Source organism: uncultured Paraglaciecola sp. (assembly GCF_913058035.1).
GTDB lineage: Bacteria > Pseudomonadota > Gammaproteobacteria > Enterobacterales > Alteromonadaceae > Paraglaciecola.
Genome location: NZ_CAJXPA010000001.1, coordinates 37,981 through 54,448, shown reverse-complemented (window position 1 = coordinate 54,448; position 16,468 = coordinate 37,981). Strand labels below are relative to the sequence as shown.

The 16,468-nt window shown below is 39.7% G+C and carries 10 protein-coding genes; 4 read left to right on the top strand and 6 right to left on the bottom strand.

All coding sequences use genetic code 11. The features are described from left to right. Window positions 1-3: 3 nt before the first annotated feature. On the bottom strand, window positions 4-627 hold the full coding sequence (gene rsmD / locus QZ562_RS00230) for a 16S rRNA (guanine(966)-N(2))-methyltransferase RsmD (protein ID WP_293755344.1): 624 nt from the start codon (window positions 625-627) through the stop codon (window positions 4-6). Between the two features lie 70 nt (window positions 628-697). On the opposite strand from rsmD, the gene ftsY reads away from it, so the two are divergent. The 3 genes from ftsY to ftsX are packed head-to-tail and all read left to right on the top strand — an operon-like array spanning window position 698 to window position 3,855. Further along, on the top strand, window positions 698-2,098 hold the full coding sequence (ftsY, locus tag QZ562_RS00225; RefSeq protein ID WP_293755342.1) for a signal recognition particle-docking protein FtsY: 1,401 nt from the start codon (window positions 698-700) through the stop codon (window positions 2,096-2,098). 20 nt (window positions 2,099-2,118) lie between these two features. Next, complete coding sequence (gene ftsE / locus QZ562_RS00220) at window positions 2,119-2,814, top strand: cell division ATP-binding protein FtsE (RefSeq protein ID WP_293755340.1); 696 nt, start codon at window positions 2,119-2,121, stop codon at window positions 2,812-2,814. Between the two features lie 60 nt (window positions 2,815-2,874). Then, window positions 2,875-3,855 carry a permease-like cell division protein FtsX gene (gene ftsX / locus QZ562_RS00215; protein WP_293755338.1) on the top strand — a complete coding sequence of 327 codons (981 nt, stop codon included), beginning with the start codon at window positions 2,875-2,877 and terminating at the stop codon, window positions 3,853-3,855. Window positions 3,856-4,007: 152 nt separating this feature from the next. On the opposite strand, the gene QZ562_RS00210 is transcribed toward ftsX, so the two are convergent. Continuing rightward, window positions 4,008-5,282, bottom strand: coding sequence for an ectonucleotide pyrophosphatase/phosphodiesterase (locus QZ562_RS00210; protein ID WP_293755336.1), 1,275 nt, complete (start codon window positions 5,280-5,282; stop codon window positions 4,008-4,010). 101 nt (window positions 5,283-5,383) lie between these two features. Next, on the bottom strand, window positions 5,384-7,708 hold the full coding sequence (parC, locus tag QZ562_RS00205) for a DNA topoisomerase IV subunit A (RefSeq protein WP_293755334.1): 2,325 nt from the start codon (window positions 7,706-7,708) through the stop codon (window positions 5,384-5,386). Window positions 7,709-7,962: 254 nt separating this feature from the next. On the opposite strand from parC, the gene QZ562_RS00200 reads away from it, so the two are divergent. Continuing rightward, the gene (locus tag QZ562_RS00200) at window positions 7,963-11,079 is read left to right on the top strand and encodes a hybrid sensor histidine kinase/response regulator (protein WP_293755332.1); all 3,117 of its coding nucleotides are present in this window, start codon (window positions 7,963-7,965) and stop codon (window positions 11,077-11,079) included. Window positions 11,080-11,094: 15 nt separating this feature from the next. Here the strand turns inward: QZ562_RS00200 and QZ562_RS00195 are convergent, their stop codons facing one another. From QZ562_RS00195 to QZ562_RS00185, 3 genes are all read right to left on the bottom strand, one after another. Further along, on the bottom strand, window positions 11,095-11,799 hold the full coding sequence (locus tag QZ562_RS00195) for a DUF2982 domain-containing protein (RefSeq protein ID WP_293755331.1): 705 nt from the start codon (window positions 11,797-11,799) through the stop codon (window positions 11,095-11,097). Window positions 11,800-12,067: 268 nt separating this feature from the next. Further along, on the bottom strand, window positions 12,068-15,196 hold the full coding sequence (locus QZ562_RS00190) for an efflux RND transporter permease subunit (protein ID WP_293755329.1): 3,129 nt from the start codon (window positions 15,194-15,196) through the stop codon (window positions 12,068-12,070). After that, window positions 15,196-16,368, bottom strand: a complete 1,173-nt coding sequence (locus QZ562_RS00185) for an efflux RND transporter periplasmic adaptor subunit (protein ID WP_293755327.1) — start codon at window positions 16,366-16,368, stop codon at window positions 15,196-15,198. The genes QZ562_RS00190 and QZ562_RS00185 overlap by 1 nt, the downstream gene beginning before the upstream one ends. Window positions 16,369-16,468: the final 100 nt, after the last annotated feature.

The following is a 16,468-nucleotide window of genomic DNA, read 5'->3' as shown; positions in this document are numbered from 1 at the left end:
ACCTTAGCTGATGCGTTGATAAACTCTAGCCAAGATCTGCGCACTGTGTTTTTCTTTGAGCATTTTCCAGTTTTCAGGAACTGAATAAATTATACCTTGGCCTTCACATTCGATATAAATAACACCATCGATAGCTAATAAGTCTTTTTCAACGATACGTTCAATCGTTTCAGGTAGTAAATTTTGATTAAAAGGCGGGTCTAAAAAAATCAACTCATATGGCCGTTCCGTGTTACTAAGCGTCATCATCGTATTTAACGTATTACCTTGGATGATTTTCGCCTGTTGCGCAGATAAACCCAACAATTGAATATTAGCGGCTAGATTTTTTGCCACACTTTTATCTAACTCAATAAAAGTACAGCAATCTGCATAACGCGACAACGCTTCAAAACCCAAACCACCACTGCCAGCAAATGCGTCTAAACATCTTGCATCCGAGGTGTATGGGGTCAGCCAGCTAAATAACATTTCCTTATTTTTATCCGTTGTTGGTCGCAAGCCTTGAACATCGAGTACCGGTAATCTACGTCCACGAAAACGCCCACTAATGATCCGTACTAAGCCACTAGGTTTTGAGCCGGCTAGTGTATTACTCTTTGTTGAACGTTTTTCGTCTCGCTTCATTTGGTATAGAAATGCTATTATTATGAATTATTTAAATAGTTTACCCAATTACTTAGGATTTCTCACCGGTATGTCAAAGTTTTTCAAATGGCTGAAAAAAGAAAAACAACATGAAGAGCCTTCTGTTGTTGATCAAGCTCCTATTCAAACGACAATTGAACATGTAAATTTAAAGCCAGAATTAATAGAGAATGATAATTCCATCTCTACTACTTCCACCTCAAACGAGCCCATTGCCAAACCCAATGAGATAACTAAACCACAACAAATTGAAACAATGGCGAGCTATGAGTCTACGATTAATACTCGAAAGATAGAGCCATTAACAGTCAAAAACAATTGTTCCAGTAATAACACTACCTCAGAAAGTATATTAGAAAAGGGCAAGGAAACTATTGATCCTGAATCAGGTCCTGAACCTGTTGTTACTCAAGATGTGATTACAGATAATCTCAACTTGGACAACAATGTTTTAGAAGAAAATGAAGAAACATTAGATAAATCACCCATCAAACAACAAGAATTTACAGATACTGAAAAGGTTGGATTTTTTAGTAAGCTAAAACGTGGATTGTCTCGAACCAAAGAAAGTATCGGCAGTGGCATTGTTAGCTTGTTTCGTGGCAAGGCCATTGATGATGAATTGTTTGAAGAGCTAGAAACACAGCTATTGGTGGCGGATGTAGGAATGGACACAACAGTTAAAATCATCAAGCAACTAACTGAAAGTTCAAATCGTAAACAATTAAAGGACGGTGACGCCTTATACCAATTATTAAAAGAACAAATGGGCGATATATTGAAGAAAGTAGAGTCCCCGCTCACCCTTAAAACGGAGTCTGGTCCATTTGTCATTTTAATGGTCGGGGTGAATGGCGTAGGTAAAACCACCACGATTGGCAAGATGGCTAAGCAATTTCAGCAGCAAGGTAAGAAAGTGATGTTGGCAGCAGGAGATACTTTCAGAGCAGCGGCGGTTGAACAACTTCAAGTCTGGGGCGAGCGCAATAATATTCCAGTAGTTGCACAACAAACTGGGTCAGACAGCGCATCAGTCATTTTTGATGCATTTCAATCCGCCAAGGCAAAAAATATCGACGTGTTGATTGCAGATACCGCTGGCCGCTTACAAAACAAAGAACATTTAATGGAAGAGCTCAAGAAGGTGGTGCGAGTGATTAAAAAAATTGCACCTGAAGCCCCACACGAAATCATGCTGACTTTAGATGCGGCCACAGGACAAAATGCGGTAAGCCAAACTAAGCTATTTGATGCAGCAGTAGGCTTAACTGGAATAAGCTTAACAAAATTAGACGGTACCGCAAAAGGCGGGGTAATTTTTGCCATAGCCGATCAATTTACTATTCCTATTCGATATGTCGGTATAGGTGAAGGCATTGACGATTTGAGACCTTTTAATAGCCAAGATTTTGTAAATGCGTTATTTTCAGAGCCTGAACGTCAGCAATAATAAACAAATTAAGCCATTTTATGATTAAGTTTGAACAAGTCAGTAAAACCTATCCCGGCGGACAACAAGCTTTGAGAAAGGTCGATTTTCATATTGAGCCTGGAGAAATGGCTTTTTTAACTGGGCACTCAGGCGCCGGAAAAAGCACCTTGCTGAAGCTGATATCCATCATGGATCGACCGACTGTAGGTAAAGTATTAATCAATGGACATGATTTAAGTAATATTCAACGAAAACAAATTGCTTATATACGCCGAGATATTGGGATGATTTTTCAGAGTCACCAATTGTTGATGGATAAAAGTGTCTTTGACAACGTAGCGTTACCTTTAATTATTGAAGGTTATTCACATAAAGAAACAGCGAAACGCGTTCATGCAGCATTAGAGATGGTAGGTTTAAGAGATAAGGTTAAAAATTTGCCTGCTATGCTCTCAGGCGGTGAACAACAAAGAGTCGGTATTGCCCGAGCCGTAGTAAACAAACCACCTCTGTTATTAGCGGATGAACCAACAGGTAATTTAGACCCCAAATTATCAATGGAAATTATTCGTTTGTTTGAGGATTTTAATCAAGCAGGTGTATCCGTATTTATCGCGACTCATGACCTTGGACTGATTGCACGCATGAAATATAGAACACTCACACTCAAACAAGGTCAGATGATAACTGATGGTCTGACTGACGAAGTTCAAAATGGCGATCTTTATGTATAACCTTTTCTTTAATTTAGCTTTTAGCTTTGTACTAGATACCTCATTGTGTAGGTTAAGTAGATGAGCATATTGTTTAAAGGTCGAGTGCAAGGTGCACAAATTTCACAAATATCTGCATATCAGCGTTTTTTGATGTTTTTTGTTAGCCATTTTAGACAAGCACTGGCTAGCTTGGGTGAACTATGGCGCTCAAAAGCCTCGTCACTGATGACGATAGGTGTACTAGGATTAAGTATTACTTTACCTAGCACACTCTACGTAATGGTAAAAAATGCTGAAAATGTAAGCTCTGGTTGGGAACAAGCTTCTCAAATATCTTTATTTTTAAAAGAAAAAGTAAGTCAAGGAGACATAGAGCAACTTTTAAAACGAATTCAACTCTGGCCAGAAATTGATTCGATAAACTACATATCGGCAGACCAAGCACTTGATGAATTTAAACAATTATCTGGCTTTGGTGATGCTATTGCTTACTTAGATAAAAATCCATTGCCTAATGTGTTATTGGTCACACCCACAAGCCGCCATTCCGGTCCTGTTGCCGCTCGTTTACTTTTAGATAAGCTCAAAGACGAAAGAGAAGTTGATGTGGGCAAGTTAGATATTGAATGGCTTGAACGCCTGCATGCTTTGCTTAATGTCGTCAAAGATTTGGTCTCAGTTATCGCTCTTTTACTGTTCCTTGCCGTTGTTCTCATTATTGGTAATACGATAAGACTCAACATTATTAGTAAAAAAGACGAGATTTTAGTGATGAAACTTGTCGGTGCAACAGATGCTTTTATCCAGCGTCCCTTTATGTACACAGGCTTTTGGTATGGATTTTTAGGTGGTTTACTAGCGTGGATAGTGGTTATATTACTTTTATGGTGGATGAGCAGCAGTGTTAGTGCAGTCAGCGAGTTATATCAAAAGAGTTTCAATTTAACCGGTGCTGACCTCTCTACTTTCTTGTGGATGTTAGGCCTGTCAGTCCTTCTAGGTCTGACTGGTTCATTGTTATCAGTCAAACGTCATGTTAGAGAAATTGAGCCCAAGTAATTTTGAGGTTTTTGCCCCAAAATCCAATATTAAGGTAGCAGTATTGTGCTTGTAGGCACTATTTTAAGGTTCCCCAAAATGATTAAACTGAAAGTCCGTGGATAAGCCACTTAATTCCAGGCCTTATGGTCAGGACACTACTCTGAAGAAAATTAGCAATCTTGTGCCATTAAATATTGCACATTTTTAATATCTCCATCCGTGTTAGATGGTTTTATTTTTAAAGCGCAGGCCAATAATCCATATATTTCTATGTTATCGAAAGGTGCGGTCGTCAGCTTCTTATTAAATGCTGGGCCACTAGCTATGAAGATGGCGTGCATCAATGGGTCTTGATTATCATAACCATGAGTGGCAACAGGGCGACCTAATTTAGCCATTGGTTCCGGCTTTCGTTTATCTCGACTGGCATAAATACTCCAACCAGGATCAGCTAACAGCATCAGATCAGGTCCTCTTTGTGGATGGTCAAAATGATAATTAGCGGGGAAATTGCCACGTCTTAAAACGCGCATGTTGGGATGGGCCTTGTGTAATTTTGTATATGCTGTATCTACTGAAACAGGTGCTGCATAAAGATTTAGAAACGGAGCGTGTACTGAGCTTCTCTCATCTGACCAATCGGGAATAATAAAAGTTGATAAGTCCAACCACGGGTCAATATTAATCACACGTTGATCAGACAAATTAACCATTCCATGGTCCGCTACAACCACTATATTAGTTTGTGGTTCAAGTCCGAGCTTGTTGAGTCCGTGCAGCAAATCACCAATATGTTGGTCAACCTTAGCCACAGCATCTCGTTCTTGCGCTGAACCCACACCAAAATCATGTGCTGCACTGTCGACTGCTGAAAAATATAAAGTAATTAGCCTTGGGCGCTCTTTTTCAGGAAGAGCAAGCCACCCTAACACCTCTTCAACACGTTCTGCGTAGTCTTTATCTTGTTGATATGGTTTCCAAAATGATGGACGAACACCATCGATTTCAACTTCTGAACCGACCCAAAAATACGTTGCCGCTTTGACACCTTGTTTTTCAGCGGTTATCCAAATAGGTTCGCCGCCCCACCACTTAGGATCGCTTACGTCTGTTTGACGATTGAATTTACGTCCTATTTTTCGGTCATAAGGATAATTTGAAACAAAGCCATGATTTTTTGGGTGTAAACCTGTTGCTAAAGAATAAAAATTCACGAAGGTTTTTGTCGGCATAGCTGGGATCATACTGGCACGAACGCCAGAATCTGCTAATGACCGCAAATAAGGTGCAGGCATTCGTTCCAATGTATCTGCTCGAAGTCCGTCAATGCCAATCATAATGACAATAGGCTTTTCATCAGCCTCTTCCTTAGGCTCTGCAAAAGAGGTACTAAAAAAAGTCAATAAAACAAGCGCTAGCAAATACTTTAAAAAAATATTGGACATGTATATGAGACCTTATTCAGTCAACTAAAAAGTGAAGTGAGAGGCGTTTGATAGCGAAGAAAAGCGGATGAAATCGTTGCATCCACTTAACAGTGAGTCTGTTATTGCAAAGATAAACCCGAACCGTTGTTATCGGTAGGATCGATTTCATCTGCCTGAGTAGAAGCTACCCCAGCTTTTACAACTTCTATTCCGTCGACTCGCTGTAGACCTCGAGGTAATTTATTTCCGCGTCTGCCTCGATCTCCTTGATAATGTTCAAGATCAGCTGCGGTTAACGTCATACCTCTTTTACCCGCTAAGATTTTAACATTAGCGCCTTGCGGGACTACTGCTAACACTCTTACATATTCTTCTCTGGATTGTACCTTTGCCGATGGAATACTCAGCAGCTTGTTACCTTTACCTTTACCTAAACTTGGCAAATCTCGTAGCGGAAACATTAACATTCTACCTTCGCTCGAAATAGCTAAACACCAATCAGTTTTGAGATCGGATACTAGCTTTGGCCCAATAATTTTAGCGGCTGTAGATAGGGACAAATAGGCTTTTCCTGCTTTATTTTTACTGACCATATCGCTAAATTTACCAACAAAACCATAACCAGCGTCAGATGCCATTAAATACTGCTGATCATCACTCCCCATAACCATATGTTCAACATTTTCGCCACTGACAATATTAAATCGACCTGTTAATGGTTCTCCTTGGCTACGAGCTGAAGGTAAACCATGGGCGTCACAAGAAAATGTTCTACCTGAAGAGTCTATAAATACAACTTGTTGATTACTTCGTCCTTTAGCACTAGCCTGATAGCTGTCACCAGCTTTATAGCTCAGACCTTCTACATCCACATCATGGCCTTTAGCACAACGTGCCCAGCCTTTTTCAGACAACACTACTGTGACTGATTCCGAAGGAATTAATTCTTTTTCAGTTAACGCTTTCGATTCACCTCGTGCAACAAGTGGCGAACGCCTATCATCACCGTATATCTCTGCCGCCTCTAATATTTCTTTTTTGATCAGCGTTTTTAAACGTTTATCAGAACCTAACAATAACTGTAATGCATCTCGCTCTTTCGCTAATTCTTCTTGTTCACCTTGGATCTTAAATTCTTCTAATTTAGCAAGGTGGCGTAATTTTAAATCCAGAATGGCTTCAGCTTGAATATCTGACAGACTAAATTGTGTCATTAGTTGTTGTTTAGGTTTTTCTTCAAAACGGATAATGCGGATTACTTCGTCAATATTTAAGAAAGCGATCATCAAAGCTTCAAGAATGTGCAGTCTGGCAAGTACTTTGTCTAATCTAAACTGCAACCTGCGAACAACTGTACTTTTTCTGAAGCTCAACCATTCTGTTAATATCATCCGCAAGTCTTTGACCTGAGGTCGGCCATCTAAGCCAATCATATTAATATTAACTCTATAACTTTTTTCTAAATCTGTTGTGGCAAACAAATGTTGCATCAATTGTTCTACATCAACACGATTTGATCGGGGTGTAATCAACAACCGAGTTGGATTTTCGTGATCTGACTCGTCACGTAAATCACTGACCATAGGTAATTTTTTAGCCTGCATTTGTGCAGCAATTTGTTCAAGTATTTTGCCACCAGATGCTTGATGAGGGAGCGCGGTAATTATAATATCGCCACCATCTTCTGAATACACGGCTCGCATTCTGATGGAACCGCGGCCAGTTTCATAAATTTTAATAATATCTGATTTTGCTGTAATAATTTCTGCATCTGTAGGGTAATCAGGACCTTGTACAAATTCTAATAATTCGTGTAACTCGGCTTTACTATTGTCTAACAAATAAGCACAAGCGTTGGCAACTTCACGTACATTATGTGGGGGGATATCAGTTGCCATACCTACCGCAATTCCGGTAATACCATTTAACAATATGTGCGGTAAACGTGCAGGGAGTACCTTTGGCTCATCTAACGTACCATCAAAGTTAGGCTGCCAATCAACTGTTCCTTGACCTAACTCAGTTAATAGAACCTCACTAAATTTAGATAATCGAGATTCGGTATAACGCATCGCAGCAAACGATTTAGGATCGTCTGGCGCTCCCCAATTACCTTGTCCATCGACCAGTGGATAGCGATAGGAAAATGGCTGTGCCATCAGTACCATAGCTTCATAACAGGCTGAGTCCCCGTGAGGGTGAAACTTACCTAGTACATCGCCAACAGTACGTGCTGATTTTTTATATTTAGCTGCGTTATTCAAGCCCAGCTCAGACATGGCGTACACGATACGTCTTTGCACTGGTTTCAAACCATCACCAATATGTGGCAATGCTCTATCCATAATGACGTACATCGAATAGTTTAGGTAAGATTCTTCAGTGAATCGGCGCATCGTTAACTGCTCGATGCCATCTTTATTAATAATGGTTTCTTGACTCATGTTTGCTTGCTTTTACCACTTGTTCTTGTTTAAAATTTTGGTTGAAAGTAACTATTACCTAAGACCACATTTCTATATTGAATAGACTACCCTATAAATGGCACTGATTACATCACCTAAGTTTATCTTTAGTTATGCAACTACCATCAAAATAAAGCTAAGGTTTGCTATAGGTATTAGTGTGATGGTTTAATGCTGTTATCTATTCCACATACCGACTTAATTTGATGTCTTATCGAGTTTGTAGATTTTTATTGTTAACTACTTTGTTAACTACTTTTTTAACTACTTTGTTAATTCCTCTGTTTGCCATCGCTCAGGGGAATGTTCAGTTAATTACCACCAATGAATCGATTAGATTATCTCCTCAACTAAAGGTATTCCGAGAAACAGATAATCCATTAGGACTATTCGACGTTAAACAAAAACTGGATGAGTTTGTATGGCGACGCAGTAACAACCCAAACTATGGCCTCTTCGACAAAGGAATGTGGTTGCACACCACTATCAGCAACGTTACCGAAAACAAAGAATGGGTCATCGATGTTGCGTTTACACAAATAGAAAAAGTAGACATCTACGTAATGCTCGATAATGAAGTTTTGGGTCATACAAGTCACGGTAAAATTCGACAGAATCCTAAATATCGTTTCCCAACATTAAAAGTAGTGCTGCCTTATGCGGAGACCGTCGACTTATTCGTGCGTGTTGAGAGTGACCGCTCTTCCTTAGTAGCGCCAGTTGATATTCAAACCTATGACCATCACCAAAAAATCAATTTTTATGACAACCTTATATGGGGACTATTTTACGGTGGACTTCTCATGTTGGCTGTCTACAACATTATTCTCTATTTAGGATTAAGGGAAAATAGCTTGTTGGCATATGTGGGTTATATTTTTTCCGTTCTACTGTGGCAATTTGTTTGGGGTGGTCATTTACACTTATTGATGCCTAGTTCTATCACCATGTGGGTAGCCCCGCATACAGATTTGATTTATGTGATCGTTGGTATTTCTTCCGGATTATTTACTATATCTTTTTTAGAAATGTCTAAATCAGCACCTAATTCGTTAGTTTATATTAAGATTTGTATTGGTCTGTTGACAATCCTAGGCCTGCTATCGATATTTAACATATTACCTCCAATTTGGCAGAATAGATTGGTTTACCTCGCCAGTGTCCTAGCTATTATTTGTTATACTTATGCCGGTTTTGAGAGCTATAGAAATCAGTTTTATGCCGCTCGATACTTTATTTTTGCATGGGGTATCCTAGCTGTTTTTGCACTTATCGGTATGTTAAGTCTCATAACTGTTCTACCATCAAATTTCTTTACTGCTTATTGTTTTCAACTAGGTGTTTTCATTGAGGCAAGTCTATTTTCACTAGCCATAATGGACAAAAGTCGTCACCAGTTAGAGCAAGAAGTAGAACAAACAACAGAAGATTTAAGAAATAATATTGAACTTGTTGAAGAACAAAACGTTCGTTTAGATATTGCTCGCAAAGACGCGATTACAGCGAGTAAAGTCAAGTCACAGTTTTTAGCCAACATGAGCCATGAAATACGCACTCCTTTGAACGCCATATTAGGCTTCAGCAAAGAGTTACATTCAGAATCACTACCGCCAGAAAAACAAGAGCAAGTCAATATTATTAATGCAGCCGCCGACAATTTACTGAGTATTGTCAATGATGTATTGGACTTTTCTAAAATCGAAGCTGGTAAGTTGAAAATCAACAACCATCCTTTTTCACCAAATGAAATGTTAGAAGATATGGTCAGCATCATGGCTAAATCAGCTCACCTGAAAAATTTAGAATTTATTTATAACCTAGAACCTTTACCAGAAAAGCTGATTGGTGATAGTTATCGAATTAAACAGGTTTTGAACAATCTTCTAGGTAATGCGCTCAAGTTTACTGACTATGGTTTTGTCAGTCTTTCAGCCTATGGAAAAGAGCGTGAGCATGGTATTTACGAACTTGTTCTTAAAATTGAAGATTCCGGAATAGGCATAAGTCGCGAAGATCAACGAAAGCTGTTTGCCGCTTTTTCACAGGTTGACGATGCCTTAAGTCGGTCTTATCAAGGCACAGGGTTGGGTCTGGTAATCTGCCAAGAACTGGTCAAACTGATGCGCGGAGAACTCACTCTTCAAAGCGTACCGCATTCTGGTAGTGTTTTCACAGTGACAATCAGATCCAATCTACTAAATACTAATCTTTCACTTAGTCCGGACAGTGAATGGTTAGATAAGAAAATTATTTATTTTGACCCTTTTCCTCAGTCTCGCCATTGTGGTGTGAAAATACTGACATACTTAGGCGCAAATGTTACCGGTGTTGAATCACTAGCCTACCTGAGAGAATTAAAGCAACATTACGATTTAGTATTTATTTGTGTACCAAACAATAAAGAAAACATTCTACCTAGTATTTTAGAGGCCACACGACACCTTAATACAGATAAAGCCATATTGTTGTATTCAGGTGTCGAGTCATTATCAAATCGAAGCGACTTATCACAATATTTTTCACATCAAATGCGTCTTCCATTAACTTTAGGCAAATTGAATAGCCTACTGCGTGTGCCAGAAGAAAGTCCAACTGACAAGTTACAACAGCGTTTAGCTTCATTACCCAGTGCTAAGGTTTTAGCTGTGGATGATATGGAGATAAATTTACGCTTACTGACGACTTGGTTGAAAAAAACTAATTTGCAACTTACTTTGGCATTTAGTGGGGCAGATGCGGTTGCACAATGCAAAGAACATGAATTCGATTTAATCCTCATGGACGTACAAATGCCAAACATGGACGGGTTAACAGCCACCAAATATATACGTCAAACAGACTTGAACTTAGGCACACCTATAATCGCAGTCACTGCTCACGCTTTTAAAGAAGAACAAGACAGATTGCTGGCTTCAGGGATGGATGATTATTTGCCTAAACCGATTAACTTGTCGGATCTTATAGACTTAATCAAACGTTGGTGTCAGATACCGGATCCTATTAACGCACAACAGCCTAGTTTTGATTGGTCACTCGCGCTTAAGCGCGCTTATCAGAATGAAGATGCAGCAAAAGATATTTTGCAACAATTTGTACAACAATTACCGGGGCTAGTAAATTCCATAGAAAAAGCGAATCAAACTGAAGATTATGAGGAAATGCAAGCCAAGGTACATCAATTGCACGGTGCCTGCTGTTACACAGGTGTGCCAGTGATGTTAGCGCTGTGTAATGATATGGAAGGTGCATTAAAACGTAAACAAATTGAGTTAGCAAAATTACGAGTTAACAGATTAAAGAATGAGTCTCACAACCTATTGTTGGCTGTAAGACAAGCGAAGATTATTTAATCTCCGCTTTAGGAACTACTTAGCTTCATTATCTGAGTTTGACGAAGTTAATACTCGCTGCTGGCACTGCCGCATTAAATCGACAAATTTCTGTTCTGGGCGGTCTAACTCAGAACCCGCAACAAAAATATCATACCCTAAACGTGTTCTTAACTTACACATACGATTAGCAAACATAGCCTGAATACCCTTGTACTGTGTTCCATTACTATCTTTAAAATAATCGCTCTCCAACATATCGTCACTATTGCAACTTCCGCTGGCGCAGTCTTTTGTTGCAGACATATCGTAAAACAATAATGGACGCTGTTCCATCAAGATATTAGTCATTAACCGTGGCGAAACACCCTTTAAAAAGGCTGAGTAATCTTTAATCTTTATCGCTACCATATCCAGTGATTTATGCTCTAATCCCTGCGTCACTTTCGGTACATCAACACGCTGAATATTACTCCAATCAAGCTGCCATTGGCCGTGTCGATGTTTGTAAAGAATAGACGTTTTAGAAAGAAGAAAACTAAATTGGGGCTCTCTATATTTGACCCAAGCGATCAATAATGCCACTAGTGATGCACTGGTTAAAAATACTCCAATCACGTACATTGTTTCAGGTAACATCGAGAACGCGATGCTTGCTAAAAACAAGCCTACTAAACCGACTAATAAGCTGACTATCACATTACGTTTGGCTTGCCTTTTAATTTCAATCGTGTCTTGCATAATGTCTACTTTATCTCCAAAACCAAAGGTAAATTACACAACTGAATATTGCCCAAATTAGCAAAGCTCTTATCCGCTTACATCTCACACAATCAGTTTGCCACCAGCTAACCCAAAATTTTTCCACAGATTTCGTCCTCCCCTAGCAGCTACTTTGAAAATGAATCCTACCTCGCAAATAAGATATCAAGCAACAACCTTGTGATTATTTATCCCACAACACATATTTCTAGACGTATTGTAAAAAAGACTTACTTGAACGCTCGCATTAAATACCTTGCGCTGGTCTATATAATCTGGATACAACTAAAGGTGTGAATACCAAAGATAAAATAACCGAAAAGCCTACACCTCCAGCCAAAACAACGGCTAATGGCGGCCAAAAAGTGCCATCACTAAACAATAATATAGGTATAAATCCCCCTACCGTTGTGAAGGTTGTAGATAAAATATGCCGACTACAACCCATAGTTTCTTCTACAATCTGCCCAATATTGCCTGCTTTCGCTAGTGGATTGGCATTAATGGCAGCGATAACCACAATTGAGCCATTGATAGCCACACCAATAAGTCCCGCACACCCCAGCAAAGGGTTAAAACCGATAGGTAAGCCTGATAACCAAAGACTAAACATGCCTAAACCTACAGATAAAACCGCAACAGACCCAATGACCAAAGCTAATCGCAGACTTCGAAACGATAATATCAACGTAGTAATCATCAATACGAGTAAAACAGGAGCGTATGTCGCTAATTGGCCTAATGCCTCTTGTTGTTCGTCAGCATCACCAGCCAATTTAAATCGATAGCCTTTGGGCATGGTAAAATTCATATCTTCTAAACTTTTTAATACTTGTTTACTCACATCTATGGCGGTGGCACCTGGCAGCAAATAGGCTTCAACCTTATTAACTCGCTCACCGTTTTCTCTTCTAATACCCGCGACTGTTGGTTTCAACAAAAAGTCACCTAAGGCAGATACTGGCATCCACACACCTTGGCTAATCAGTTTTTCACTCAACAAAGGTAAACTCTGAATTTGTGCGAGTTCACCTCTGAGTCTGTCACCCACCCTAATTCTGATGGGAATTTCTTCAGTCCCTTCCAATATCGAGCCACCTACTTTTCCGTCCAAGGCATATTGTAATTGTTGTGCAACGTCGACTAAGGACATTCCCGCCATTTGACTCGCATCTTGAGTTGCCTCAAGTACCCACTCTGGTTCACCAAACGTGACAGAAGTAATAGAATGGGATATCCCCGGTACTCGTGACATCGCCAACCTAACTTGATCACCTAGCAGGTTTAAAGTATTGATATCTGGCCCCAGTATTTTTATTCCCACCGGGGCTGATACAGGTGGACCTTGACCAAATGCGCGTACCACGATTTTACTTTGTGGAAAGGCTTGGTCTAACTCAGTTTGTAATTGTCCTATTAATGCCTTGGCGTCTGAAACACTTTTTGCCTTTACCACTCCATTAGCGTAGTGGGCTGAATTATCTTTATTCATTGTTTGATTATAATACACAGATGGAAATGACCCGCCCACTAACCAACTAAGTTGGTCCACTTGTGGTTTTTTGCGGATCAGTTCATCTACACTTTCAACCACAGTTTGAGTCTGATTAATTGATGTGCCCTCTGGCATCCACAAGTATATTTCAAATTGATCTCTGTCAGCACTAGGGAAAAACACATTACCTAATTGTCCAGCTAAAATAAATCCAGATACTGAAATGGTAAGACACGCTAATATACCCAAAAAAGGTCTTTTGAGCGCTTTCTCTAGTGCATTCCTGTAGCCAAGACTAATTGATGGTGCTTGAATTCCAATGGAATACCATGCAGATGACACCTCTGACTTTCTGGGTAAAAATCGCGCAGCAAGTGCAGCGATAATCGTTAATGAAATAAATAATGAGCCAATCAGCGCCATAACAACGCTTATAGCGATAGAGCCAATAAAGTCACCAATATTACCTGGCAATAAAAAAATCGGCATAAAGCCTAAAATGGTGGTCAAAGTGGATGCTAGTAAAGGGACAAATAAATGTTGGATGCTTTTTAGTAAAGCATCGATTCGGCTGACATCTGGGTTGATGAGTTTAATTCTAATTTCATCGGTAATGACAATCGCGTTATCAATTAACAAACCAATGGCGATGATAATACCAAATATCGACATTTGATGAATTTGTTCGTTAAAAAAACTCAACGAAAAAATAGCAAATGCTGCGCAAAGTGGTAATGACAACCCCACTATCCATGAAGCCTTTATCCCCATAAAAATGAATACCACTGCCATAACTACTAAGCTACCAAGCAGCAAATTTATGGTTAGTTCAGATAAGCGGGTTTCAGTGTAGGTATTTTGTTCAAACACGATATTTGCCTGAACGGTGCTACCATACTGAGCATTAAACCTACCCACAATTTCTTTGGCATTGTTGGTCCACGTATCCACCCGTAGAGTCGTTTGCATTCGTGATGCAACGAATATCACCTGTTTTCCATTGACCAAACCAATCTCATTAACCGGTGACCGAGCTCCCCTTTCTACTGTTGCTATGTCGCCTATTCGCAAATACCTGCCCTGCTGTGTTACGCGTAGCGGTAAGTTTCTAATCGTAGATACGCTGTCTAGTTCTTGTGCGATTTGCATGCGTATGTTCTGTTCAGTCGAATACATCGTTCCAGCAGGTACTTTTGGATCAGCTCCAGTAATCAGTTCACTGGCTTGGGCAATAGTTAAACCTGAACGGGTTAATTGTTGAGGGTTAATCGTAACTTGAATTTCTTCATCAAGCTCTCCGTATATTCTGACTAACTCCGTACCAGGTACATTGCGTAATTGGTCCGATAAATGATCTGCCATCCGACTGATGATAGACAAAGGTGCAGTATTATCTGGCGTAGCTTGTAAACCCACTAAGAGAGTGAAGGCAGTAGATCCCCTGCGCTCATCAAGAAAAGAATCTCCGGCTCCTTTCGGGAAACTAAGTTTAGCGTTGTTTAGACCATCGCGGATTTTAGAGAATATTTGTTCATTACTGGTATTATCTACCCATGCCTGTAATTCGATAAAAACAACAGAGGTACCAGAGCGTGAGGTAGAGTTTATCTCCTTTATTTCATACAACTGTCTAAGTTCGTCTTCAATAACATCTGTGACTAATGCTTCAACTCTCTCTGCTGATGCCCCTGGATAGGGAGTGATGACTAATACGTTGCGGGTATCTATTCTGGGATCTTCTAAACGTGGGATGTTATTGATCGCAGATAACCCCGCCACCACCAGCACCATAATACTTAGAACTAACAGGTGCCCATTACGAAAAAACAAGCTATACCAGGGGTATTGCTGCTGATCATTCGACTGAATAGGATGAGACATTATAATGAACCTAAAGTAACGCTAGACAGCTTTTGAGTGTTTTCATTGATTAATACTTTTTGCCCAGATACTACGCGTTGTACACCATCTATTACCACCGTTACACCATCTTGCAAAGCCCCGCGTACGTATACTTTTTTGTCATCTGCATGCACTATTTCAACTAGCTTAGTCACTAATTGCTGCTCGCCATCAATCACTTCGACAACAAACAAACTCCATAACCCCCTGACCCCACTAACTAACGCTTTACGCGGTACCCAGAATCCTTGCGCATTGATGTTAGTACTGATAGCAATATGTAATAAGTCACCTGGTAGAATCGAGTGGATTTGCTCTGTTAAACTAACGATCACATCGACTGTACGAGTATCTAATCTGCGCTGCTGGGCAATGGATTTAACTTTTCCTGATATTTGCTCTGACTGTGTTGATAGTGTCATCAATTGATTGAGTGAAAGTTTGTCCACATAATCAGATGAGAGAGCAAATCTAGCTTCAAGTTGACCGTTTTGCTGCAGATTAAATAACGTTTGCCCAGCACCCACCACCTTACCCTTATCAACTAAACGGGTAACAACACTGCCATCGAAAGGTGCCAGTAGCTTGGTTTTTTCTATCTCAACAAATAAAGTTTGTTGGCGGGCCAAAATTTCTTCCACAAAAGCCTTGGCCGCATTGACTGACTCTCTTGATTCGTCTAAACGCTGAGCTGACTCAAGTTTTTTGTTTACCAATTTAACTACCCGCTTGAGTGAAATTTCAGCCAAATTAGCTTCAGATTTAGCACGATTTAAAATGGCAGACAACTCATTCATCTTTGCCCTAAGTCTTTGTTCGTCAAGTTTAGCGAGTATCTGTCCTTCAACCACCACATCCCCTTCATCAACCAGTATATCGACCACAGAGCCAGATAATTCAAAACCAATTTCTGCTGTTTGAAGGGCTTCAGCATATCCAACTACTAAAACTTCTTGGACATATTGATCATGCCATTCAATAGGCATAACATTAACTAGTAGTTTTTTGACCTCAATTGGCGATTGTTGATCTTGCCCATTACCAGATGCTTTCATTAACAAAACCAATGCAGTTAGTGCAATAAAAGGGAGCAGCCAAATCAAATATTTCTTGTAGCTTGGTTGTTGTGGCAACTGATTAGCATTTGTCATAAAATTCTCTGTTAATTTGATAAAACAAAATAAATTAAATACTAGACTGTCTAGTTTGATATATAATAATGTTAATTTCCGACGTTGCAAATACTTTTTT